We start from the raw sequence: 20,249 nt of genomic DNA on the forward strand, positions 1-20,249 counted from the left end.
GCCCCTGAACACCGTTAGGTAGTCTCGGAAAGTATGATCACCGCACCACTCAACGACGACATCGTCCTCGGTGCAGCCGAGCTCGAACGCGTGGATCGGGGCGTGCGCCCACACCGGCTCCCCCGTGCCGTCCGGCAACGCGATGCGGACCCGCAGCTCGCGATGATGGAGGCGCAACCGTCCGGAGTGCGTATCGCCGCGCGCACGACCGCCGTCCAGATGGTCCTCGAGGTCCACACCACGCGCATGACCTACCGGGGTGTGATGCGCGACCGGGGCGCCGTCGACGTGGTGGTGAACGACTCGATTCTTCAGTCGCACGTGCTCTCGGGCGGTGACACCGTCGAGATCGATCCGACCACCGGGACGAGCACGGTCCACCCGGGAACGACGGAACGCATCACCCTCACCGATCTGCCGGCCGGGGAGAAGACGGTCGAGATCTGGCTCCCCCACAACGAACAGGTGGATCTGGTCTCGCTGTCCGCTGATGCCGTTCTGCACCCGGCGCCGACGAGCGGACCGAGGTGGCTGCACCACGGCAGCTCGATCAGCCAGGGATCCAACGCCGCGAGCCCCACGCGCATCTGGCCTGTCGTCGCGGCCCGTCGTGCCGGCGTTCGGCTGCGCAACCTGGGTTTCGGGGGCAGCGCCTTCGTCGATCCGTTCATGGCTCGCGTCGTGCGGGACTCCCCCGCGGACGTCATCAGCGTCAAGCTGGGCATCAACGTCGTCAACCTCGATGCAATGCGCCTTCGTTCGTTCGTTCCCGCAGTTCACGGGTTCCTCGACACCGTCCGCGACGGGCACCCGACCACACCGCTGCTGCTGATCTCGCCGATCCACTGCGCGATCCACGAGAACACTCCGGGACCCGGGGCGATCGATCCCGACTCGTTCGCCGCCGGCTCCGCGAGATTTCGCGCGACGGGCACGGAGGGCGACATCGCGCTCGGACGCCTGACACTTCGCGTGATCCGTGACGCGCTCGCTCAGATCGTCGACAGTCGATCGGACGACCCGAACCTCCACCACCTCGACGGACTGCTGCTCTTCGGCGAGGACGACGAACGGCGCCACCCACTTCCGGACAACCTGCATCCCGACACCGACGCCCACGCCGTCATGGGACAGCGTTTCGCGGACATCGCCTTCGGCCCGTCAGGGCCGTTCGCGCCGACGACGACAGACGACGTGCCCGACGACGCGTCGAGAGGGTGACGGTGGCTACGGCCGGATCCGCCGCCACCTCGGGCGTCGACGAGTTGCCGGACGGTGTGTGGAGTCGCGGCGGCCCGGGTATCACTCGTTCACCATGACCAGTGGGCGCGTTGCAGTCGTTCGCGCAACCAGAAGGGACAACCACCCTCGATGGTGAGCGCGGGGAACCACGACGGCGGGCTTCGCACGTCGATCATCACCGACATCGTGGATGTCTGTGTCGATCTGACGGGCGCCGACGGCGCCGCCCTGGTTCTGGTCCCGCCCGGCGACTGGTCGGTGCAGAATGTCGCGCACGTGACAGACACGACGGCGGCCCGCGTCGCACGGGAACTCCAGGCAATCGGGCTCGGTCCGGTCGTCGACGCTCTCGCCGACGGTGCGGTCCACGATGCCGCGGTGGAGGATTCACTCGATCGCCTGCGGTGGCCGCAGGTGACCGGCGCCCTGAGCGTCCTGGGCGTCGGGTGGCTACGGGTGTTCCCTGTGGGCCCCCGCGCCCGACCGTCGGGAACCTTGCAACTTCACCGACGCACCTGGAGAGGTCGAGGGTGGTCGACGGAGCTCGACGGCCCTCTCGGCCGACTGGCGCACTCTCTCGGCACTCTGTGCGCCACCGACTTCGCCGCCGAGAACGGTGCACAGCCCGGCCCCGACACCGACGTGGTGCACACGGCGATCGGAATGATGGCCGCCAGGCACGAGCTTTCCGTATCCGCCGCATCCGCACTTCTGCGCGCGGTCGCTGATTCTCACGGGCGCTCGTCGGTGGCGCAGGCACGGGTCATCGTCGATTCAGTCGGGCGACGGGAAACCGGCACCTGACATCGTTGATTGCGTGATAAGGGCAGCCTACCCTTAGCATTACGGCATGATGCGTATTCCCGGCAGCGTTCCCCGATGGACGAGACGCTCGATCACAGTTCTCATCGCCGCCGTGGCGGTGACCGCGCACCTCGTCGGCTGCAGCTCGTCGGACCCCGCTGACCACGGTTCGGCGACGACCGCCGATGCGTCGTTCCCGAAGACGTTGCGGCACATGTACGGCGAGACCGTCCTCGACTCGACACCCGCCCGCGTGGCCACCTGGGGTGCCGGCGCCACCGATGCCGTGCTGGCTCTCGGGGTGATGCCGGTGGCCATGCCGTCGACCACGTACGGCGGCGGTGACGACCTGACGTACCCGTGGATCGCCGAGTCGATCGCCCGGAACGGCGGTGAGGCACCGGCTCTCCTGGACGACGTTTTGGGTCCCCTGTCGGTCGAGAAGCTCGTCGCAGCCGACCCCGACGTCCTGCTGGCACCACATTCCGGCCTCACTCGGAGCGAGTACGACGCGGTCACATCGGCCGGCATTCCCGTGGTCGCACCGCCGTCCGAGCTCTGGTCGACTCCGTGGCGAGACACGATCGGTGTCACCGGTGAGGTTCTCGGAAAGAGCTTCGAGGCAACGGAACTCGTGTCAGAACTGGACCAGCAGGTCATCGATGCCGGCGCACGACACCCCGAGTTCCGAGACCGAACCATCGCCTACGTGTCCGAGGCGCAGGACGTCTACTACCTCCTGCTTTCCTCGGACCCGCGCGTCGAGTTGCTCGAAAACCTGGGATTCACGTCCGATCCGTCCGTCACCGAACTGGCGACCGGTGATTCCACGTTCTCGACCGCGGTGTCGTCCGAGGAGATCTCCCGAATCGATGCCTCTGTCGTCTTCACACAGGTGGACACGGACGCGGCACTCCGGGAGTTCCTGTCATCCGACGTGTCGCGGCAGATCCCCGCTGTGGCGGCAGGTGCCGTCGCCGGATTCGTCGGCCAGGAAGCCGGGGCCGCCATCGGCCCGACGGCACTGACGATTCCCTACTTCCTCCCGACTCTCGTCGACGGCTTGGCGACGGCGGTCGACGCAACGGAGCGGTGACGAACCACGGGACTCACCGGAGCGAATCGACGTCGCGCACCGCACCCTTGTCTGCGGACAGTGCGAGCGCGGCGTACGCACGGAGAGCGACGCTCACCTCGCGCTGCCTGTGGCGGGGCCGGAAGCCGTCGAGGGCAGAACGTCGTTGCGCGAGCACGCGGTCGGCGACGTCCAGTGTGATCGAGCGGTGCGGGATGTCGATGGTGATGCTGTCCCCGTCCTCGACCAGAGCGATCACGCCACCCGCGGCCGCCTCCGGAGACACGTGCCCGATCGACAGACCCGATGTCCCGCCGGAGAAGCGGCCGTCGGTGATCAGCGCACACGATGCCCCGAGGCCGCGACCCTTGAGAAATGCTGTCGGATAGAGCATCTCCTGCATTCCGGGCCCACCGCGCGGACCCTCGTACCGCACGACCAGCACGTCGCCGGCCACGATCCGTCCGGACAGGATGGCGTCACATGCGTCCTCCTGCGACTCCACGACCACGGCCGGGCCGGTGAAGGTGAGGATGGAGTCGTCGACGCCCGCCGTCTTCACCACACACCCGTCGGCGGACAGGTTGCCGCGCAGAACCGCCAGGCCGCCGTCGGCCGAGTACGCGTGCTCCACATCGCGGATGCATCCGCCGGCGGAGTCGAGATCCAACGTCTCCCAACGCTCGGACTGCGAGAACGCAGTGGCGGAACGCACGCATCCCGGTGCGGCGTGGAACAACTCGATCGCGGCCTCGTCGGCACACCCGGACCGGACGTCCCACCGGTCGAGCCAGTCGGCGAGAGACTCCGAATGCACCGTGTGCACGTGATCGTGCAGATGCCCGCCCCTGCGGAGCTCACCGAGAATGGCGGGCACTCCACCGGCGCGGTGCACGTCCTCGACGAGGTAGTGCCCGTTGGGTGCCACCTTGCACAGACATGGGACCATCCGCGAACGCTTCTCGATGTCGTCGAGGCTGTAGTCGAGTTCAGCCTCGCGTGCCGCGGCCAGGAGATGCAGGATCGTGTTCGTCGATCCACCCATCGCGATGTCGAGGGCCATGGCGTTGTCGAACGCAGCGCGTGAGGCGATCTGCCGAGGAAGGACCGACTCGTCGTCGTGGTCGTACCACCGACGGCACAGATCGACCACGGTGCGCCCGGCATTCTCGTAGAGGTCCCGACGCGCCGTGTGCGTGGCGAGCGTGGTTCCGTTGCCCGGCAGAGCGAGCCCCAGCGCTTCGGTCAGGCAGTTCATCGAGTTTGCCGTGAACATGCCCGAGCAGCTCCCGCACGTGGGGCACGCTGACTCCTCCACGCGTGCCAGGTCCTCGTCCGAGACGTCACCGGCGGCGGCATCGGACATGGCGGACACCAGGGTGAGTCGGGTTCGCACGGTGCCGTCGACGAGCACTGCGGTGCCACCCTCCATCGGACCGCCCGAGACGAACACCACCGGGATGTTCAGTCGCAGTGCGGCCATGAGCATCCCGGGGGTGATCTTGTCGCAGTTCGAGATGCACACGAGAGCGTCCGCGCAGTGTGCGTTCACCATGTACTCGACGGAGTCGGCGATGAGATCGCGGGAGGGCAGCGAGTAGAGCATCCCGCCGTGTCCCATCGCGATGCCGTCGTCGACCGCGATCGTGTTGAACTCGCGCGGAATGCCGCCGGCTGCGGTGATCGCGTCCGAGACGATGCGGCCGACCGGCTGGAGAAGGGTGTGGCCGGGAACGAACTCGGTGAAGCTGTTCGCGACGGCGATGATCGGCTTACCGAAATCGTCGCCGTTCACCCCCGCGGCGCGTAGTAGCGCGCGGGCCCCCGCCATGTTGCGTCCGTGCGTGACGGTTCTCGATCGAAGTGCAGGCATGGGGACGACGATGCCGGTCGAGTGCCGCCGCAGGAAGACAGCTCCGGTACTGGTATCACCACCACCACCTTCGCGCGTGGACGATCGTAGAGTTGCCGTGTGACCACCGACCGGGACTTCGCCGCGCGCCGTGAGCTGGGAGCTTTCCTGCGCGCCCGCCGCTCGGCACTGCCACGGTCGCGGCTCGGGTTGCCGCCCGTTCCGCGGGGCCGGTCGACAGGCTTACGTAGAGAGGACGTCTCGTCGCTGTCCCATGTAAGCGTCACCTGGTACACCTGGCTCGAACAAGGGCGGGACATCCACCCGTCACGCCAAGTCCTCGATGCCGTCGCCGCGACGCTCCACCTCACGCCTGCCGAGCACGATTACGTTCTCGACCTCGCGGGACACCCGCCGACGCCGACCCCGTCGAGCGCGGAGACGACGCCTCCGGCCGTGCAACGTCTGCTCGATGCCCTCACCGATTTCCCCGCGTTCGCTCTCCGTCCGGAGTGGACGATCGCCGGATGGAATCGTGCGTACCGTGCGTTGTTCCCCCGCATCGAGACCGTGGAGGCAGCGGACCGAAACCTTCTGTGGCTGGTCTTCACCGACCCGTACGTGCGCGAGTTGCTCCCGCACTGGGAGTCCGACAGCAGACGCTTCCTCGCAGAGTTCCGGGCGGACGGAGGCGCCGCCCTCGGCACTCCCTCCTTCACGGACCTGGTCGATCGGCTCCGCTCGACGAGTGACACGTTCGCCGACGGGTGGGACAACCGCGACATCGAGGGATTCGCCTCGCGTGAGCGCGTCTTCCGGCACCCTGTCGTCGGAGAGTTGCGCTTCGAGCACCACCAGTTGGCGCCGACCGATCACAAGGACGTGAACATCGTCGTCTACCTTCCTGTCGCGGGCACCGACACTCGCGAGAAGGTGCAGCGCCTGATCGGCGAGTGACGATCAGACGCCCCGACGGCTCGGCCCGACCTGGCCTCAGCCCATGCAGCGGACGATCGCGTCGCCGAGGCTCCCGGTCGTGCCGTTACCACCCATGTCGGGCGTGAGCGAGTCGCCTCCGCGTGCGAGGACCTCTTCGACGGCGGTGAGAATCGCTGCGGCAGCATCCTTCTCACCGAGGTGTTCGAGCATCATCGACGCACTCCAGATCTGACCGATCGGATTGGCGATGCCATGGCCGGCGATGTCGGGAGCGGAGCCGTGCACAGGCTCGAACAGACTGGGGAATCGCCGCTCCGGGTTGATATTTCCGCTGGGTGCGATTCCGATGGTGCCGGTGCACGCCGGTCCGAGGTCGGAGAGGATGTCGCCGAACAGGTTGCTCCCGACCACGACGTCGAACCAGTCCGGGTGGAGCACGAAGTTCGCGGTGAGAATGTCGATGTGGTACTTGTCCACGCGCACATCGTCGTAGTGAGCGGCCATGGCCTCGACCCGCTTGTCCCAGTACGGCATCGAGATGGAGATCCCGTTGCTCTTGGTGGCGGAGGTCAGGTGCTTCTTCGGCCGGGTCCGGGCGAGGTCGAAGGCGTACTTCAGAATTCGGTCGACGCCCACACGGGTCATCACCGTCTCCTGGAGAACGGTCTCCCTGTCGGTGCCCTCGAAGATCGTGCCACCGACGCTCGAGTACTCGCCCTCCGTGTTCTCCCGTACGACGTAGAAGTCGATGTCACCGGGTTCGCGCCCGGCCAGCGGACTGGTGACACCCGGAAGCAGCTTGACCGGGCGGAGACTGACGTACTGGTCGAAGTGCCGGCGGAACTGCAGCAGGCTGCCCCACAGGGAGACGTGATCGGGGACGGTGTCGGGCCATCCGACAGCGCCGAAGAAGATCGAGTCGAATCCGACGAGTTCGTCGAACCAGCCGTCGGGCATCATCTTTCCGTGCCGTGTGTAGTAGTCGGCACTGGCGTAGTCGAACTGTTCGTGGTCGAGGGTGAAGTCGAATGCCTTCGCGGCTGCCTCGAGGACCTTGATGCCCTCGGGTACTACTTCCTTGCCGATTCCGTCTCCGGGAATGACGGCGATGCGATGAGTGGAACCCATGGGGTGCGTACCTTTCGGTGTGTGGGAGTCGCTGACGGAGGCGTCAGGCCGAGTCCTGATGGTGGGTGAGCTCGTCACCTTCGAGCGCGTCGATCGCTGCGGCGGTGAGGCTGTTCAGAATGTGCTTGCGTGTCAGCTCTCCCGCCGCGTGGCTGTCACCCGAGACGACGAGTTCGAGGATCTGGAAGTGCTCGTCGAGATCGATGGTGCGGGGTTCCGCGCCCGGCGGCAGTTCCAGGCCCACCCGCCGATACCTGTCGGACTTGTCCCACAGGTCTTCCAGCAGGTGAATGAGTACGTCGTTGTGGGACGCGAGGTACAGGGTGCGGTGGAACTCGCGGTGCGCGATCAGCCCCTCCTCCCCCCACTTCTGAGTCACCGGGACCAGTCGAGACGCCGCGGCCCGCATGTCGACGATGTCTCGTTCGGTGCGCCGCTGTGCAGCCAGTTCCACAGCGGTGGGGTCGAGCGACAGACGCACCTCGAAGAGCTGTCGCGCCTGAGTGGCCGACATCGGTGCGATGCGCACGTTCTTGTGGCTGTCGAGTTCGATCAGCCCCTCACTGCTCAGGCGCCGCACCGCCTCCCGTAGAGGGGTGATGCTCATCTGCAGGCGGTCGGCCAGTTCGTACTGCGCCAGACGCGAGCCCGCGGGCAGAGTTCCCAGCAGGATCCAGCTGCGGAGCTGGGCGTAGGCGACGTCTCCCTTGCTGGAGAAGACATTCTGCGCAACGGCCACGATGGTCCGCCTCTCGACAGGGGGTTGTGCTCTCGGTCACGGCGAGTATAGCTTGGAAACATCTTATAAGACTTACAAGATGCAAGAGAGGCCCCAGCATGAAGATCACCTCCGTCCACGAGGGCACCGTTCCGATCAGCTCCTCCATCCGCAATGCCTGGATCGATTTCAGCAAGATGGACTGCTCCATCGTCGCCATCGTGAGTGACGTGGTGCGCGACGGCGAGCCCGTCGTCGGGTACGGCTTCAACTCCAACGGCCGCTACAGCGCCGGCGAGATCCTGCGGCGCCGCATCATCCCGCGCCTGCTCGACGCGACGCCGGACTCGCTCCTCGACGCAGAGGGCGAACTCGATCCCACCATCGCGTGGGACGCCATGATGAGCAACGAGAAGCCTGGCGGACACGGCGAGCGATCGGTCGCCGTCGGTGTGGTGGACATGGCGCTGTTCGACCTCGCGTCGAAGATCGCCGAGAAGCCGCTCTACCGCTGGCTCTCCGACAAGCACGGTGACGGTGCACCCGACGACTCCGTGTTCGTCTACGCCGCCGGTGGCTACTACGCCCCCGGAAAGACACTCGCGGATCTACAGGACGAGATGCGCGGATTCCTCGACCAGGGTTACCACGTGGTCAAGATGAAGATCGGCGGCGCCGACCTCGCCGAGGACCTGCGCCGCATCGAGGCGGTCCTCGAGGTGCTCGACGGTGACGGTTCACGTCTCGCAGTCGACGTCAACGGTCGTTTCGACCTGGCGACCGCTCTCGAGTACGGCAAGGCCATCGAGCCCTACGGCCTCTTCTGGTACGAGGAGGTCGGTGACCCCCTCGACTACCGCCTGAATGCTGTTCTCTCCGAGAACTACTCGGGCCGTATCGCCACCGGCGAGAATCTGTTCTCCCTCCAGGACGCCCGCAATCTCGTGCGGTACGCCGGCATGCGTCCGGACCGCGACATCATCCAGGTCGACCCCGCACTGAGCTACGGCCTGACCGAGTACCTGCGCATCCAGTCGATGCTGAAGGACCACGGCTGGTCCTCCCGCCAGTGCATCCCGCACGGCGGTCACCAGTTCTCCCTGCACATCGCCGCCGCACTCAAGCTGGGCGGCAACGAGTCCTACCCCGGCGAGTTCCAACCCACCGGCGGATTCGCCGACGGCGCCGTCGTCGAACGGAGCCAGGCGGGACTCACCGAGAGCCCCGGCATCGGGTTCGAGGAGAAGGCCGCCTTCTACAAGGTGCTGCGCGAGCTGCACTGATCCCCGTTCCGACAACCTGAGGGCTCGACGCAGCTTTCCGGCGGACGCGCTACCCGCGGATCGATACTGGAGCGGGTAGCGCAGTCCGTGCCGACGTTTCACCCTGCGCACCCTCCAGGGCGTTCCACTCAGGCGCCTCCGTGCGCGACTCTCCCCTGCCCAGCAGATCGACAGTCACGAAACGTGACTCTCTGCGGCACAGTCCATTTCAACGATCAGGGCACTCAGCCTCAGCACGATCGTCAACGCCGGGTCACTACCCCGGCGCTTCACACGTAGCTCACGAACCCTCGCAACCTCGAGAAAGGTACGTCATGTCAGCCTATTCGGTCCACCGGGTATGGGACGAGTTGTGGGAATCACACCGGCAGATCAAGAGATTCGTCCTCTACTCCGTCGGGAAAGGCTCGCCCAGATCCGAGTCGGTCGGCGTCCGTACGACCAGGAACTCGTCCACAACGACGTATCGACCGGACATGGCGCCGAACGAGGACGATCAGCCCCGTAGCGGACCACCGGGTGGTTACACGACTCCCCGACTGGTCGGCCTTGCTCTCGGCCCCTTGTTGTTCGCAGTGACTCTGCTGTTCTTCCAGTCGGAAGGCCTGTCCCGCGACGGCGTGGCCGTGCTCGCGGCAACCCTGTGGATCGGTACCTGGTGGATCACCGAAGCCATCCCGATTCCTGTCACGTCCTTGCTCCCGGTCGTGCTGCTTCCTCTCACCGGCGCGGTGGACGGCGACCTCGTCGTCTCGTCGTACGGGAACGACATCATCTTTCTGTTCCTTGGTGGTTTCTCCTTGGCCATTGCCATGGAGAAATGGGACCTCCACAAGCGGATCGCGCTGACCATCGTGGCGATGATCGGAACCAGCCCGCGGCGCATCATTCTCGGGTTCATGATCGCCACCGCGTTCCTGTCGATGTGGGTCTCCAACACCGCGGCCACGATGATGATGATCCCAGTCGGTCTCGCTGTGGCCTATCAGGCTGCGCAGGCGCTCCGCGACGGCGAGCATGTTGACGAGATCCCGAAATTCGAGAAGTGCATCGTCTTCTGCATCGGGTACGCCGCGACGATCGGCGGGCTCGGCACGCTCATCGGAACTCCTCCGCTCGCCGTACTCGCCGCAGTGTCGGGCGAACTGTTCGGGCAGACCATCAGTTTCGGCTCGTGGATGCTGTTCGGAGTGCCGATCGTCGTTTTACTCCTGGCGTTCGCGTGGTTCTACCTGACGTTCGTCACCTATCGATTCGGGTTCACCGAGCTTCCCGGTGGGAAGAACGTGATCCTGGAAGAACGACGACAGCTCGGAGTTCTCAGCTACGAGGAGAAGATCGTCCTGGCGATCTTCGTCGGCACCGCGTTCATGTGGATCACCCGAGGCTTCATCTGGGACGACCTCCTGCCGGGTATCAGCGACGGAGTGATCGCCGTCGTCGCGGCGATCCTGTTGTTCATGGTGCCGACTCGGCGCGGTGACCAGAGCCGAATTCTGGAATGGGAGGACTCCAAGAAGATTCCGTGGGGAATTCTGGTTCTCTTCGGCGGCGGTCTGGCCATCGCCGCAGGGTTCGTGGAGTCAGGACTGTCGGAATGGGTCGGCGACCGCCTGCTGGTCCTCGATGGAGTTCACATCGTGCTGACTGTGCTCGTGGCTGCCGCGCTCGTCCTGTTCCTCACCGAGATCACGTCGAATGCCGCGACGGCGACCATGATCCTTCCGGTGATGGCAGCTTTCGGAGTGGCACTGGGAGTCCACCCCTACGCTTTGATGATTCCCACCGCGATGGCAGCGAACTGCGCTTTTATGTTGCCCGTGGGAACACCGCCGAACGCGGTGATGTTCGGAACCGGCAAGATCGCGATCATGGACATGGTGCGACTCGGTTTCTGGCTCAACATCGCCGCACTCGTCCTCCTCGTCGCTGCGACGTTCCTCTACCTCCCGCACATCTGGGGACTCGACCTGTCCGTCGTGCCCGCGGACTTCAACCAGTAGCCGCGAGTGCACGACACCACGACCGTTCTCGAGGAAGGCAACACCGTGTCCACTGTCCTCATCACCACCGATTACCTCCACCCCGGCGACGACGTCGACACCCTGCTCCGTGCGCACGGTCACGAGACCGTCCACTCCCCCCGCCGTCGGGCCTCGCCCCGACGGTGAGATGGCCGCGCTCCTCGCCGCGAGTGACGCTGCCATCATCGCCAGCGAACCCGTCACCGCCGCCATGCTGCGCGCGGCCCCGTCCCTCAGCGTGATCGCGCGCAGCGGAGTCGGATACGACTCGATCGACATCGAGGCCGCCACCGCTCACGGCGTCCTCGTCTGCAACACCCCCGGAGCCAACCGCCATGCGGTGGCCGAGATGACCCTCGCTCTGCTCCTGATGTGCGCGAGGCGGATCGGCGAGACCACCGACGGCGTGCGGCGCGGAGAGTGGCCACGCCACGACACTCGACAGCTACGGGGCGCGACTCTCGGCATCATCGGCCTCGGGCCGAGCGGACGGGCCGTCGTGGACCTCGCTCACGCGTTCGGCATGACCGTCCTGATCTCCACCGGCCATCCCGACCCCGCACTCGAGGTCACCTACGTCGACAGAACCACTCTGCTCCGCGAGTCCGATTTCGTCAGCCTCCACGCCCGTGCCGGCGGCGCACCAGTCATCGACGCCGCGGCACTGGCCCAGATGAAACCCTCTGCCTACCTGGTCAACACGGCCCGCGGATCGATGGTCGACGAGGATGCCCTCGTCGACGCGCTCCGCGACCACACCATCGCGGGAGCGGCGCTCGACGTCTTCGCCACCGAACCACCGAACCCGGACAACCCGCTCCTGGCCATGCCCACGGTCGTGGCCACCTCACACCTGGCCGGTCAGACCCGCGAGGCGCGCACCGATGCGGGTACCGCGGCCGCCGAGTCCGTCGTCGCAGCACTGGCCGGTCGGCCGGCCGCGGGTGCGATCAACGAGTCGGCGGTGGCGACGAGACGACCCTGAGCCGCCGCCGGACGGGGCCCCTGGACCATGCAGGAGTACCCCCCCGGTCGGCGTCAGGTCGACGAGCTCGAGCGGTCGACGGCGTCCGCAAGGCGGTCGAGCCAGTCCGCGTACTCGGTATAGGTGGTGGGACGCTTGTCGTCCCAGTCCAGAACATCGCCCGAGGTGACCGCAGGAATGGAACCGTAGACGGGTGAGGCGTCCAGCACCTCGCGGCTCGCGGGGTACTCGAGAACGATGTCGGCAGGGTACTGAGCCACGTTCTCCCAGCTCACCGTCGCCCACGGTCCGTCGAATCCCGGACCCGCGAGACCCACGCCGAGGTCCGAGAGCAGTCCCAGCACCGACAACTGTTCCGTTCCGATGTACACGGCGTCGGCGGCCGCGTTGACGGGCAGCACCGTCACGCCGGGACTCGCGGCGACAGCATCGCGCACCCGCAGTTTCGCCGCGTCGTAGTCCGCACGGTCGGATGCGATCTCCGGGGAGTCCACGTCGGCGCCCAGTGATGCTGCGAGCGAACGGTATTGATCCAGCGTTCCGTCGAGCGACGAGGACGGGTCGATGCCCAGGAAGGGAGCGACGACGTTGATCTGCTCGGCCTGCGCTGCCTCCCACCAGATCCAGGACGTGGGATCGGTCTCGGCGGAATAGCCGACGACGAGGTCGGCGCCCATATTCGCCGCCACCTCCGTCTCGAACACCGCATCCGTACCCACGACGGTCATGGAATCGAGGTCCGCGTCACCGAGACCCAGCCCGTTGGTGATGCCGTAGCCGTAGACCCCGGCAGGGCGAACACCGTAGTCCCACAGTGCGGCAGCCGAGTACGCGTCGACGACCACCGTGTCCGGCGGTGCGTCCAGCGACACGGTGTTGCCGAAGGCAGTGGTGTGAGACCACTCTTCCCCACCGGAACTGCTCCCGGACTCGGTGGAACACCCGGCGACAGCCAGAGCGAGGGCAGCGAGGAGAGCGCCGGCGCGCCCGGCGGAAATGGTCGACATGTCCGAATGTTAGCGCAGGCTTACCTCACTTCGGTGAGTCACCGTCTGCGTGAACGGCGGGCCCCTCCGAGATTGACGACCAGCGCAACGAGCGCCAGCACTACCGCCACGACCCACCCATCCGGGTCCACCGCGTGGACGAGGATAACGGCACCGAGAACGACGAGCGCAGCAAGCGCGACCACCCCGAGCCCGGGGCCGCCGAGCGCTGTGCGGGTGCGACGGTCCAGAGCACCGAGTCGTGTCCTCACACGTCGACCCTACGACGTCGAGTCCACCGCACCGGATCGCGTCGATCCCGTTCGCGGAGGTTCCAGAGTTCGGATCTCAGGCCAGCGCGAACCGGGTGCGCAAATTTTGCGTCTGCCGGTGCAGCTCTCGCAGAGTCCGCTTGTGTGTCGCGGCCTGCTGCTCGTGCCACGTACCGGTGGGCGCGTCCCCCCTGGCCCGAGCTTCTGCGGCGAGCCGACGCGCGTCCTCGAGTTGAACCGATACGGTCGCGATCTCGTCGTCCAGCGCCGCGAGAAACACCCGCGCCTGCGCCACGTCCGAATCGTCCGCCACCCCGGTTCGCCTCCATCGTCATCGACCGTGCCGGTCCAGTCATTCACGATAGCGAGCCGACCCTGCTGCCACACCCCTCACAACTCCCGTGTGGCCGACGATCCGGTGCAGTGAACCGTGTACAGCACGGTCAGCTGCACCGGATCACGCACAGCGGGCGCGTGGTCGATGAGTTCCCGACCTCGCGCCGGTCCACATCAGTGACATCCGACGAGAGGACGAGCCCATGATCGACCACGTACTGACCGTCGTACCCGTGCGCGACATCGATGTCGCACGCGAGTGGTATGCGCGCCTGCTGGGACGCGAACCCGACAACAACCCCATGCCGGGTCTGATCGAGTGGCAGATCGTGCCGGGGGCGTGGATGCAGGTGTTCCTCGATGCCGACCGGGCCGGCGGGACGCGGTCGAACCTCGCCGTCGACGACCTCGACGCTCACACCACCGAGCTCGCGGGCCGCGGACTCGCCGTCGGCGACACCACGGACGCCACCAACGGAGTTCGGCTCGCGCCGATCACCGATCCCGACGGCAACGTCATCACCCTGATAGGCGGTTTCCGGACGGTGTACTGACCGACCCGACGATCGCGACGAATGTGTGCAGCCGAGTCACACGATGCGATCGAAAGTCAGAGTCATCCACGGTGCCCATGTCCTGTGGACGTTCGGATCAGCTCGAGCACAACGGGTGACCGCGGGACAGCTCGTACGCCAGTGTCGGAGTACATGACTGCCCTCACCGACTCGGCCTCGTTCGAACCCGATGCCGACCGGCGCAAGCGCCTTCGCACGGTCGTGGCGTCGAGCCTCCTCGGCACCACCGTCGAGTGGTACGACTTCTTCCTCTACGCCACGGCGGCGAGTGTGGTGTTCAGTCGCCTGTTCTTCCCGGATCAGTCGTCCTTCGTCGGCACCATGCTGTCTTTCGCCACCTTCGCCGTCGGATTCGTGGTGCGCCCCATCGGTGGAGTCGTCTTCGGATACTTCGGAGACCGTATCGGCCGCAAGAAGACACTGGCGTTGTCGATGCTGATCATGGGTGTGGCGACCACCCTGATGGGCGTCCTGCCGACGACCGAGGACGTCGGTCTGCTGGCTCCGATTCTGTTGTTGCTGTTGCGCATCGCACAGGGTTTCGCTCTCGGCGGCGAGTGGGCCGGTGCCGTGCTTCTGGCCGTCGAGCACAGCCCGGCGCGTCGGCGTGGATTGTTCGGAAGCATCCCGCAGGTGGGTCTCGCGCTCGGCCTCGCGTTGGGCACCGGAATGTTCGCCCTGCTGCAGGTGATCTTCGACGAAGAGCAATTCCTCTCCTACGGCTGGCGCATCGCGTTCCTCGTCAGTCTCGTTCTGGTGATCGTCGGTCTGGTCGTGCGCCTGAAGGTGGAGGAGACGCCGGCGTTCCGCGAGGTGTCGGAACTCCAGCAGCGATCGAGCGCACCGATCAAGGAGGTGTTCGCACGGCGCCATGCGCGAAGCACCGTCCTCGGACTGCTGTCGCGATGGGGCGAGGGTGCCGCCTTCAACACGTGGGGTGTCTTCGCCATCACCTACGCGACGACACAACTGAAGTTCGACAAGGTCTCGGTCCTGCTCGTGGTCACCGTGGCGGCAGTGGTGATGGCGGTGCTCATCCCGGTGTCCGGGGTGCTCGTGGACAGGGTGGGCGCCAAGCGTGTGTACGTCACCGGCATCGCGGCATACGGGCTGGCCGTGTTTCCCGTGTTCGCCCTTTTCGACACGGGCAGCTTGTGGCTCTTCGGACTCGGACTGGTCCTGGTGTTCGGCATCGTCCACGCCACCTTCTACGGAGCGCAGGGCACGCTGTACGCGAGCCTCTATCCGACCGAGATCCGCTACACCGGCCTGTCCGTGGTCTACCAGTTCTCCGGGATCTACGCCTCGGGCGTGACGCCCCTCGTTCTCACCGCTCTGATCGCCGCGGCGAGCGGGTCACCCTGGCTCGCGTGCGGCTTCCTCGTCGGCACGTCGGTGATCAGCGTCATCGCCACGGCGCTCATTCGCGAGGAAGACCTGCATCTGTCCGCGACGTCGGTCGTGGGGAGGACGTGAATCAGTACCCCATCGCGCATTCCGTGCCGCCGTCGGAGCCGCCGCTCGTGGTACTACTTGATGAGTAGTAGTCACGAGTGGGACGGGGGGTGAGGGGACATCGACGGACCCCTGCCCTTGACATCGGCGCAAGCTGCCGTCTGGTACGCCCAGCACGTGACCCCCGATCTGCCGTTCACGATCGCCTACTGCGTCGAGATCACGGGTGACCTCGATGTCGACGCGCTGCGCCTCAGCGCCACCACCGCCCTGGCCGAGTATCGGTCGTCCACCCTGCGCGTCCGGGACATCGACGGCCGGCCGTGTCAGACCTTCGTGGAAGCGACGCCCGACGTCGACGTGCGTGATCTCCGAGAACTCGACGACGCCGCCGACGCCGCCCGCTATGCGATGCGCAGCGCCTGTGACGACCTCCTCCCGTTCGACGGGCCCCTCGTGACCTCGACCGTGTTCCGCGTGCAGGACGACCGCGTCCTCTGGTTCACCCGCGCGCACCACATCGCCCAGGACGGACACACCAGCATGTTGGTGCTGGCGCGCACCGCCGACCTCTACGCGGCGAGCGTGCACGGAAAAGCCGTTCCCCCGATCGACATTCCCACACCGGAGATGCTGCTCGACGAGGACACTCGGTTTCGCGCGTCGGCCCGCTCGACACGCGACGAGACATTCTGGGCCGAACTGGACGCGGTGTCCGCGCGATCCGCCGTTCGACTCGGGCGCGTCCATCGTCCGCGCCCGGTCTCGGTCCGGACGGGACCAGGGTCGGCAGTTCCTACCGACACGCCCGAGGCTGCCGGCCCCTCGACGTCATATGCGACCACGGCGACGATGATCGCCGCCTTCGCCGTCCTGCTCTGCCACATGACCGGTGCTCGCGACATCCGGTTGTCCCTCCCGATCTCGGTGCGCGCCGATGCGATCAGTAGGCGCGCGGGGTCCACGATGTCGGCAGTCGCACCGCTCGTTCTCACAGGTATCGGTGACGGGACAGTCGGCGACGCGATCGCTCTCACGGAGAAGTCACTCAGCGCCGTGTTGCGGCGGTCCAGGACCGCTGTGACGGCCCGACGAGTCGCCGCGGCAGGCGCCCCGGGGCACGAAAGTTTCGGTCCGACGGTCAACATCATGATGTTCGCCGAGGACCTGCCCATCGGCGACCTGTGCGGCAAATTGGAGATTCTGACGACGGGTCCGGTGTCGGACCTCGCGGTCAACATTCATCCCGCCGTCTCCGGTGGCGCACCCCGCGTCGACATCGAAGGCAATCCCGCTGCCCACACCGCCGCGGATCTCGACAGGCTGCGTCGTCGCTACCTCCGACTGTCGGCAGAGTTCACTCGCCCGGAAACCTCCGACACCCTCGTCTCCGCACTCGACATCCGACTTCCCGGAGAGATGGACTCGGCACCCGCATCGGTCGGACCGACCGCGAGCGCGCCGACGACACTGGCCGACGTGTTCGATGCCGCCGTCCTGCATCACGGGAACTCGCCGGCCATCACGGGAGACGGCCGAGTCGTCACGTATGCGGAACTGGCCACCCACGTCGATGCGCTCGCGCGCATACTGCGCGAACGCGGGCTCGGACCCGAAGATCCTGTGGCTGTTCGGGTTCCGCGCTCGGTCGAGGCGGTCGTGGCCTTCTGGGCAGTCATTCGTGTCGGCGCCGCGTACGTGCCGATCGATCCGGACCTCCCGGTCGCGCGCGCCCGGTTTCTTCTCGAGGACAGCCGGGCGACGACGGCACTCGGAGACGCCGGGCCACACGTCGGCAACGGCGTCGGCCCGGTGTGGATTCCACTCGTCGACCGTGCCGCGACACCCAGATCGGGTGCCCTGGTCGGGTCGATCCGCCGAGATCCGAGGACCGCCGCGTACATCATCTACACCTCCGGTTCGACCGGCGCCCCCAAGGGAGTCGTCGTGACACACAGCGGTATCGGGTCGTTGGTGGATCACATCCGATCGCACTACGGCCTCGACACCTCCTCGCGTGTCTGCCTGTCGGCCGCGCCGGGATTCGACACCGCGGTGGTCGAACTCCTGGCAGCCGCCGCGACCGGATGTGCCCTGGCGGTCGCGCCGCCGAACGTGTTCGGTGGACCGGAACTCACCGACTTCGCAGTGCGTGCCGGCGTCACGCATCTCTTCGTCACCCCCTCCGCTCTCGCCACACTCGACATCGACCGGGCTGGGTCCATCGGTACCGTCATCGTCGGCGGAGAGGACGCGCCGGATGACCTCATGACCCGATGGTGTTCAGGTCGAGTGCTTCTCGATGCATACGGCCCGACCGAGACCACGTGCAGTGTCACGATGACCGGGCCCCTCGCCGACGGGGATCCATCTGGAATCGGGCGCGCCATGACCGGTGTACGCATTCATCTGCTGGATGCACAGCTTCGACCCGTCACTCCCGGCGCGATCGGTGAGATCTACATCGAGGCGGCTGGTCTGGCACGCGGCTATCTCGGACGATCTGCGATGACCTCGGCTCGCTTCGTAGCCGATCCGTTCTCGTCCGACTCACGTCTCTTCCGAAGCGGCGATCTCGCGCGGTGTCTCGTGGACGGCACTCTCGAATACCACGGTAGAACGGACGATCAGGTCCAGATCCGCGGCAACAGAGTCGAACTCGGTGAGATGGAGAGCGCGATGCGTCGGCACACCGCCGTGTCCGCTGCCGCGGTACGGGTCGGCCGGAGGTCCGACGGCACTGCTCGACTGGACGGTTATCTCGTTCCGGTGGGTGCCGGCGTCGATGTCGACGACATGCGTCGGTTCCTGTCACGCAGTCTCCCTGCACACATGATTCCGAGCACCATCACTGTCGTCGAGGCCATGCCCCTCACCGCCAATCGCAAGGTGAACAGGGAGGCCCTTCCCGAACCCGAGGTTCCCGTGAGCTCGACCTCCGCGCCGTCCGGCGCGATGCAGACGCTCGTCGCTCGAGCATTCTGCGAGGTACTGGAGTCGACGACGGTCGATGTCGCACTCTCGTTCTTCGACATGGGTGGGGACTCACTGGCAGCCACGCGCGTGGTGTCGCGTCTGCGCACCGCCACCGGGACGGACGTCGGGGTACGGGACATCGTCGACGCGCCGACAGTCCGTGCGCTCGCTGCAGTCCTGGACTCCAGAGTCTCAGGCTCACCGGAAGAGCGCGTGACCCGTGCACGAGAAGGTCTCGCGAACGCTGCGCACGGAGTTCCCCTGGCTCCACAGCAACGGGACATCGATCGCGATTCGCCACTCCCCCTCTACAATCTGCCGTTCACCCTCGACATCACAGGACCTTTCGACGTCGATGCCGCATCGCGAGCGTTCGACGATCTGATCGAGAGACACCCGACGTTGCGGACGACGTACCCGGATTCACCGGACGGGCCCCGTCAGGTCGTCGAGCGAGACCCGGAGCCTGTCACGATCGACGCGCTTCCCTTCACCGAGACGACCATGCGCGACATTCTCGCCGCTCCCTTCGACGTCCGGTACCGACGCCCCTTCCGAGTTGCGATTCTTCACGTCGCGCCGGACCATGCGGTACTCGCGTGCGTCGTGCACCACATCGCTGCGGACGGGTGGTCACTCGGGATCCTCGCGGCCGATTTCACCATTGCCTATCGCGCTCGAACCCGAGGTCGTTCACCGGATCTCGTGTCGATACCTCTGAGCTATGGCGATTACAGCGTCTGGGCGGCGGCCCGTCCGACGAGCGGAGATCTCAGTTTCTGGTCCGACGAACTACGCGGAGCGTGTTTCACCGCGACTCTGCCCGCCGGCCGCCCCCTGCCCTGCGTCTGGTCCTACACCGCGGCGCGAGACACCACCCACGTCGACAGCGAGACCGTCCGACACATCGACGCCGTGGCGCGACAGTGCGGCGTCGGACGTTTCACGGTTCTCAGAACCGCACTACTCGTCGCACTGAGCAGAGCGACGGGAGCCGAGGACATCGTCGTCGGCACGCCGGTCGCCGAACGGAACGATCCGGCGCTCGAACAGATCGTGGGCACGTTCACCACCACGGTGCCCGTTCGTACCGATCTGACGTCGACGTTCTCGATGTCCGATGTCGTGCGGTCCGCGCACGCGAGCGAGACACGGGCGCTCGACCACACGTCGGTACCTCTCCACGCCATCGCAGCGCAACTCGATCCAGGACCACACCCGTTGCGGCACCCTCTCTTTCAGATCGCACTCTCCTACGACGTGATGCAGGCGGACGTCGTCACGCTGGACACCACACCGGACGGGACGCCGACCAGAGCCACGGTTGAGCCTCGCCCCCTCGACACCGCGAAATGCGATCTGCACGTTCACGTCGTCGAGCATCGCGAGTCGCCTGGCGATCGACTGGAGGTGGCCATCGTGTATCCCACCGCGGTGTACGACGCCTCGACGATCGAGGATTTCGGCCGGGAACTCGCCCGCGCACTGCGGGACCTGATCGACGAGCCGGGAGCGTCGTGGCGCCGGGAGACCATGGTCGACCAGCGGACCGACCAGTTACTACACGATCTGTAGTATGTGTTCGTGCGGCACGGCGCC

At 66.4% G+C, this 20,249-nt stretch carries 16 protein-coding genes; 11 read left to right on the top strand and 5 right to left on the bottom strand.

What is annotated here, in order from left to right; translation table 11 throughout:
* The first annotated feature begins 33 nt into the window (after positions 1-33).
* The 3 genes from HQ312_RS17655 to HQ312_RS17665 all read left to right on the top strand — a co-directional run bounded on the left by HQ312_RS17655 (position 34) and on the right by HQ312_RS17665 (position 3,142).
* Complete coding sequence (locus HQ312_RS17655; protein ID WP_222639757.1) at positions 34-1,221, top strand: SGNH/GDSL hydrolase family protein; 1,188 nt, start codon at positions 34-36, stop codon at positions 1,219-1,221.
* A gap of 150 nt (positions 1,222-1,371) precedes the next feature.
* Positions 1,372-2,046, top strand: a complete 675-nt coding sequence (locus HQ312_RS17660) for a hypothetical protein (protein ID WP_222639761.1) — start codon at positions 1,372-1,374, stop codon at positions 2,044-2,046.
* Between the two features lie 46 nt (positions 2,047-2,092).
* Positions 2,093-3,142: an ABC transporter substrate-binding protein gene (locus tag HQ312_RS17665; protein ID WP_261782429.1), complete on the top strand. Its 1,050-nt coding sequence runs from the start codon at positions 2,093-2,095 to the stop codon at positions 3,140-3,142.
* Between the two features lie 13 nt (positions 3,143-3,155).
* Here the strand turns inward: HQ312_RS17665 and ilvD are convergent, their stop codons facing one another.
* The gene (ilvD, locus tag HQ312_RS17670; protein WP_222639769.1) at positions 3,156-4,994 is read right to left on the bottom strand and encodes a dihydroxy-acid dehydratase; all 1,839 of its coding nucleotides are present in this window, start codon (positions 4,992-4,994) and stop codon (positions 3,156-3,158) included.
* 99 nt (positions 4,995-5,093) lie between these two features.
* Between ilvD and HQ312_RS17675 the strand changes: the two genes are divergently transcribed.
* Entirely contained in the window at positions 5,094-5,930 is an 837-nt protein-coding gene (locus HQ312_RS17675; RefSeq protein ID WP_051613009.1) for a helix-turn-helix transcriptional regulator, read from the top strand.
* 36 nt (positions 5,931-5,966) lie between these two features.
* On the opposite strand, the gene HQ312_RS17680 is transcribed toward HQ312_RS17675, so the two are convergent.
* Positions 5,967-7,040, bottom strand: a complete 1,074-nt coding sequence (locus HQ312_RS17680; protein ID WP_222639782.1) for a tartrate dehydrogenase — start codon at positions 7,038-7,040, stop codon at positions 5,967-5,969.
* A 43-nt stretch (positions 7,041-7,083) separates the two neighbouring features.
* Positions 7,084-7,779 carry a GntR family transcriptional regulator gene (locus HQ312_RS17685; RefSeq protein ID WP_056443060.1) on the bottom strand — a complete coding sequence of 232 codons (696 nt, stop codon included), beginning with the start codon at positions 7,777-7,779 and terminating at the stop codon, positions 7,084-7,086.
* Positions 7,780-7,877: 98 nt separating this feature from the next.
* Between HQ312_RS17685 and HQ312_RS17690 the strand changes: the two genes are divergently transcribed.
* The 4 genes from HQ312_RS17690 (at position 7,878) to HQ312_RS17700 (ending at position 12,050) form a co-directional block, all read left to right on the top strand.
* Positions 7,878-9,041: a mandelate racemase/muconate lactonizing enzyme family protein gene (locus tag HQ312_RS17690; protein ID WP_222639785.1), complete on the top strand. Its 1,164-nt coding sequence runs from the start codon at positions 7,878-7,880 to the stop codon at positions 9,039-9,041.
* Positions 9,042-9,517: 476 nt separating this feature from the next.
* Positions 9,518-11,044, top strand: a complete 1,527-nt coding sequence (locus HQ312_RS17695; protein ID WP_222639788.1) for a DASS family sodium-coupled anion symporter — start codon at positions 9,518-9,520, stop codon at positions 11,042-11,044.
* Positions 11,045-11,050: 6 nt separating this feature from the next.
* A complete protein-coding gene (locus HQ312_RS22045; RefSeq protein ID WP_261782430.1) occupies positions 11,051-11,212 on the top strand; it encodes a hypothetical protein in 162 nt (53 codons plus the stop codon).
* A gap of 1 nt (position 11,213) precedes the next feature.
* On the top strand, positions 11,214-12,050 hold the full coding sequence (locus HQ312_RS17700) for a phosphoglycerate dehydrogenase (RefSeq protein WP_261782431.1): 837 nt from the start codon (positions 11,214-11,216) through the stop codon (positions 12,048-12,050).
* A 53-nt stretch (positions 12,051-12,103) separates the two neighbouring features.
* Here HQ312_RS17700 and HQ312_RS17705 read toward each other — a convergent pair whose 3' ends face one another.
* Both HQ312_RS17705 and HQ312_RS17710 read right to left on the bottom strand, forming a co-directional pair.
* Entirely contained in the window at positions 12,104-13,057 is a 954-nt protein-coding gene (locus HQ312_RS17705; RefSeq protein WP_222639803.1) for an ABC transporter substrate-binding protein, read from the bottom strand.
* Positions 13,058-13,384: 327 nt separating this feature from the next.
* Positions 13,385-13,621, bottom strand: coding sequence for a hypothetical protein (locus tag HQ312_RS17710; protein ID WP_222639806.1), 237 nt, complete (start codon positions 13,619-13,621; stop codon positions 13,385-13,387).
* Between the two features lie 226 nt (positions 13,622-13,847).
* On the opposite strand from HQ312_RS17710, the gene HQ312_RS17715 reads away from it, so the two are divergent.
* From HQ312_RS17715 to HQ312_RS17725, 3 genes are all read left to right on the top strand, one after another.
* Positions 13,848-14,198: a VOC family protein gene (locus HQ312_RS17715; RefSeq protein WP_222639808.1), complete on the top strand. Its 351-nt coding sequence runs from the start codon at positions 13,848-13,850 to the stop codon at positions 14,196-14,198.
* Positions 14,199-14,351: 153 nt separating this feature from the next.
* The gene (locus HQ312_RS17720; RefSeq protein ID WP_222639811.1) at positions 14,352-15,695 is read left to right on the top strand and encodes an MFS transporter; all 1,344 of its coding nucleotides are present in this window, start codon (positions 14,352-14,354) and stop codon (positions 15,693-15,695) included.
* 117 nt (positions 15,696-15,812) lie between these two features.
* Positions 15,813-20,225, top strand: coding sequence for a non-ribosomal peptide synthetase (locus HQ312_RS17725; protein ID WP_222639830.1), 4,413 nt, complete (start codon positions 15,813-15,815; stop codon positions 20,223-20,225).
* Positions 20,226-20,249: the final 24 nt, after the last annotated feature.

Source organism: Rhodococcus sp. BP-316 (genome assembly GCF_019836105.1).
Lineage (GTDB): Bacteria > Actinomycetota > Actinomycetes > Mycobacteriales > Mycobacteriaceae > Rhodococcoides.

Excerpts from the sequence above, each read along its gene's own strand:
- HQ312_RS17655 (WP_222639757.1), top strand. The coding sequence starts at position 34 with ATGATCACCGCACCACTCAACGACGACATCGTCCTCGGTGCAGCCGAG.
- HQ312_RS17660 (WP_222639761.1), top strand. The coding sequence starts at position 1,372 with ATGGTGAGCGCGGGGAACCACGACGGCGGGCTTCGCACGTCGATCATC.
- HQ312_RS17665 (WP_261782429.1), top strand. The coding sequence starts at position 2,093 with ATGATGCGTATTCCCGGCAGCGTTCCCCGATGGACGAGACGCTCGATC.
- ilvD (WP_222639769.1), bottom strand. The coding sequence starts at position 4,994 with ATGCCTGCACTTCGATCGAGAACCGTCACGCACGGACGCAACATGGCG.
- HQ312_RS17680 (WP_222639782.1), bottom strand. The coding sequence starts at position 7,040 with ATGGGTTCCACTCATCGCATCGCCGTCATTCCCGGAGACGGAATCGGC.
- HQ312_RS17690 (WP_222639785.1), top strand. The coding sequence starts at position 7,878 with ATGAAGATCACCTCCGTCCACGAGGGCACCGTTCCGATCAGCTCCTCC.
- HQ312_RS17695 (WP_222639788.1), top strand. The coding sequence starts at position 9,518 with ATGGCGCCGAACGAGGACGATCAGCCCCGTAGCGGACCACCGGGTGGT.
- HQ312_RS17700 (WP_261782431.1), top strand. The coding sequence starts at position 11,214 with ATGGCCGCGCTCCTCGCCGCGAGTGACGCTGCCATCATCGCCAGCGAA.
- HQ312_RS17705 (WP_222639803.1), bottom strand. The coding sequence starts at position 13,057 with ATGTCGACCATTTCCGCCGGGCGCGCCGGCGCTCTCCTCGCTGCCCTC.
- HQ312_RS17715 (WP_222639808.1), top strand. The coding sequence starts at position 13,848 with ATGATCGACCACGTACTGACCGTCGTACCCGTGCGCGACATCGATGTC.
- HQ312_RS17720 (WP_222639811.1), top strand. The coding sequence starts at position 14,352 with ATGACTGCCCTCACCGACTCGGCCTCGTTCGAACCCGATGCCGACCGG.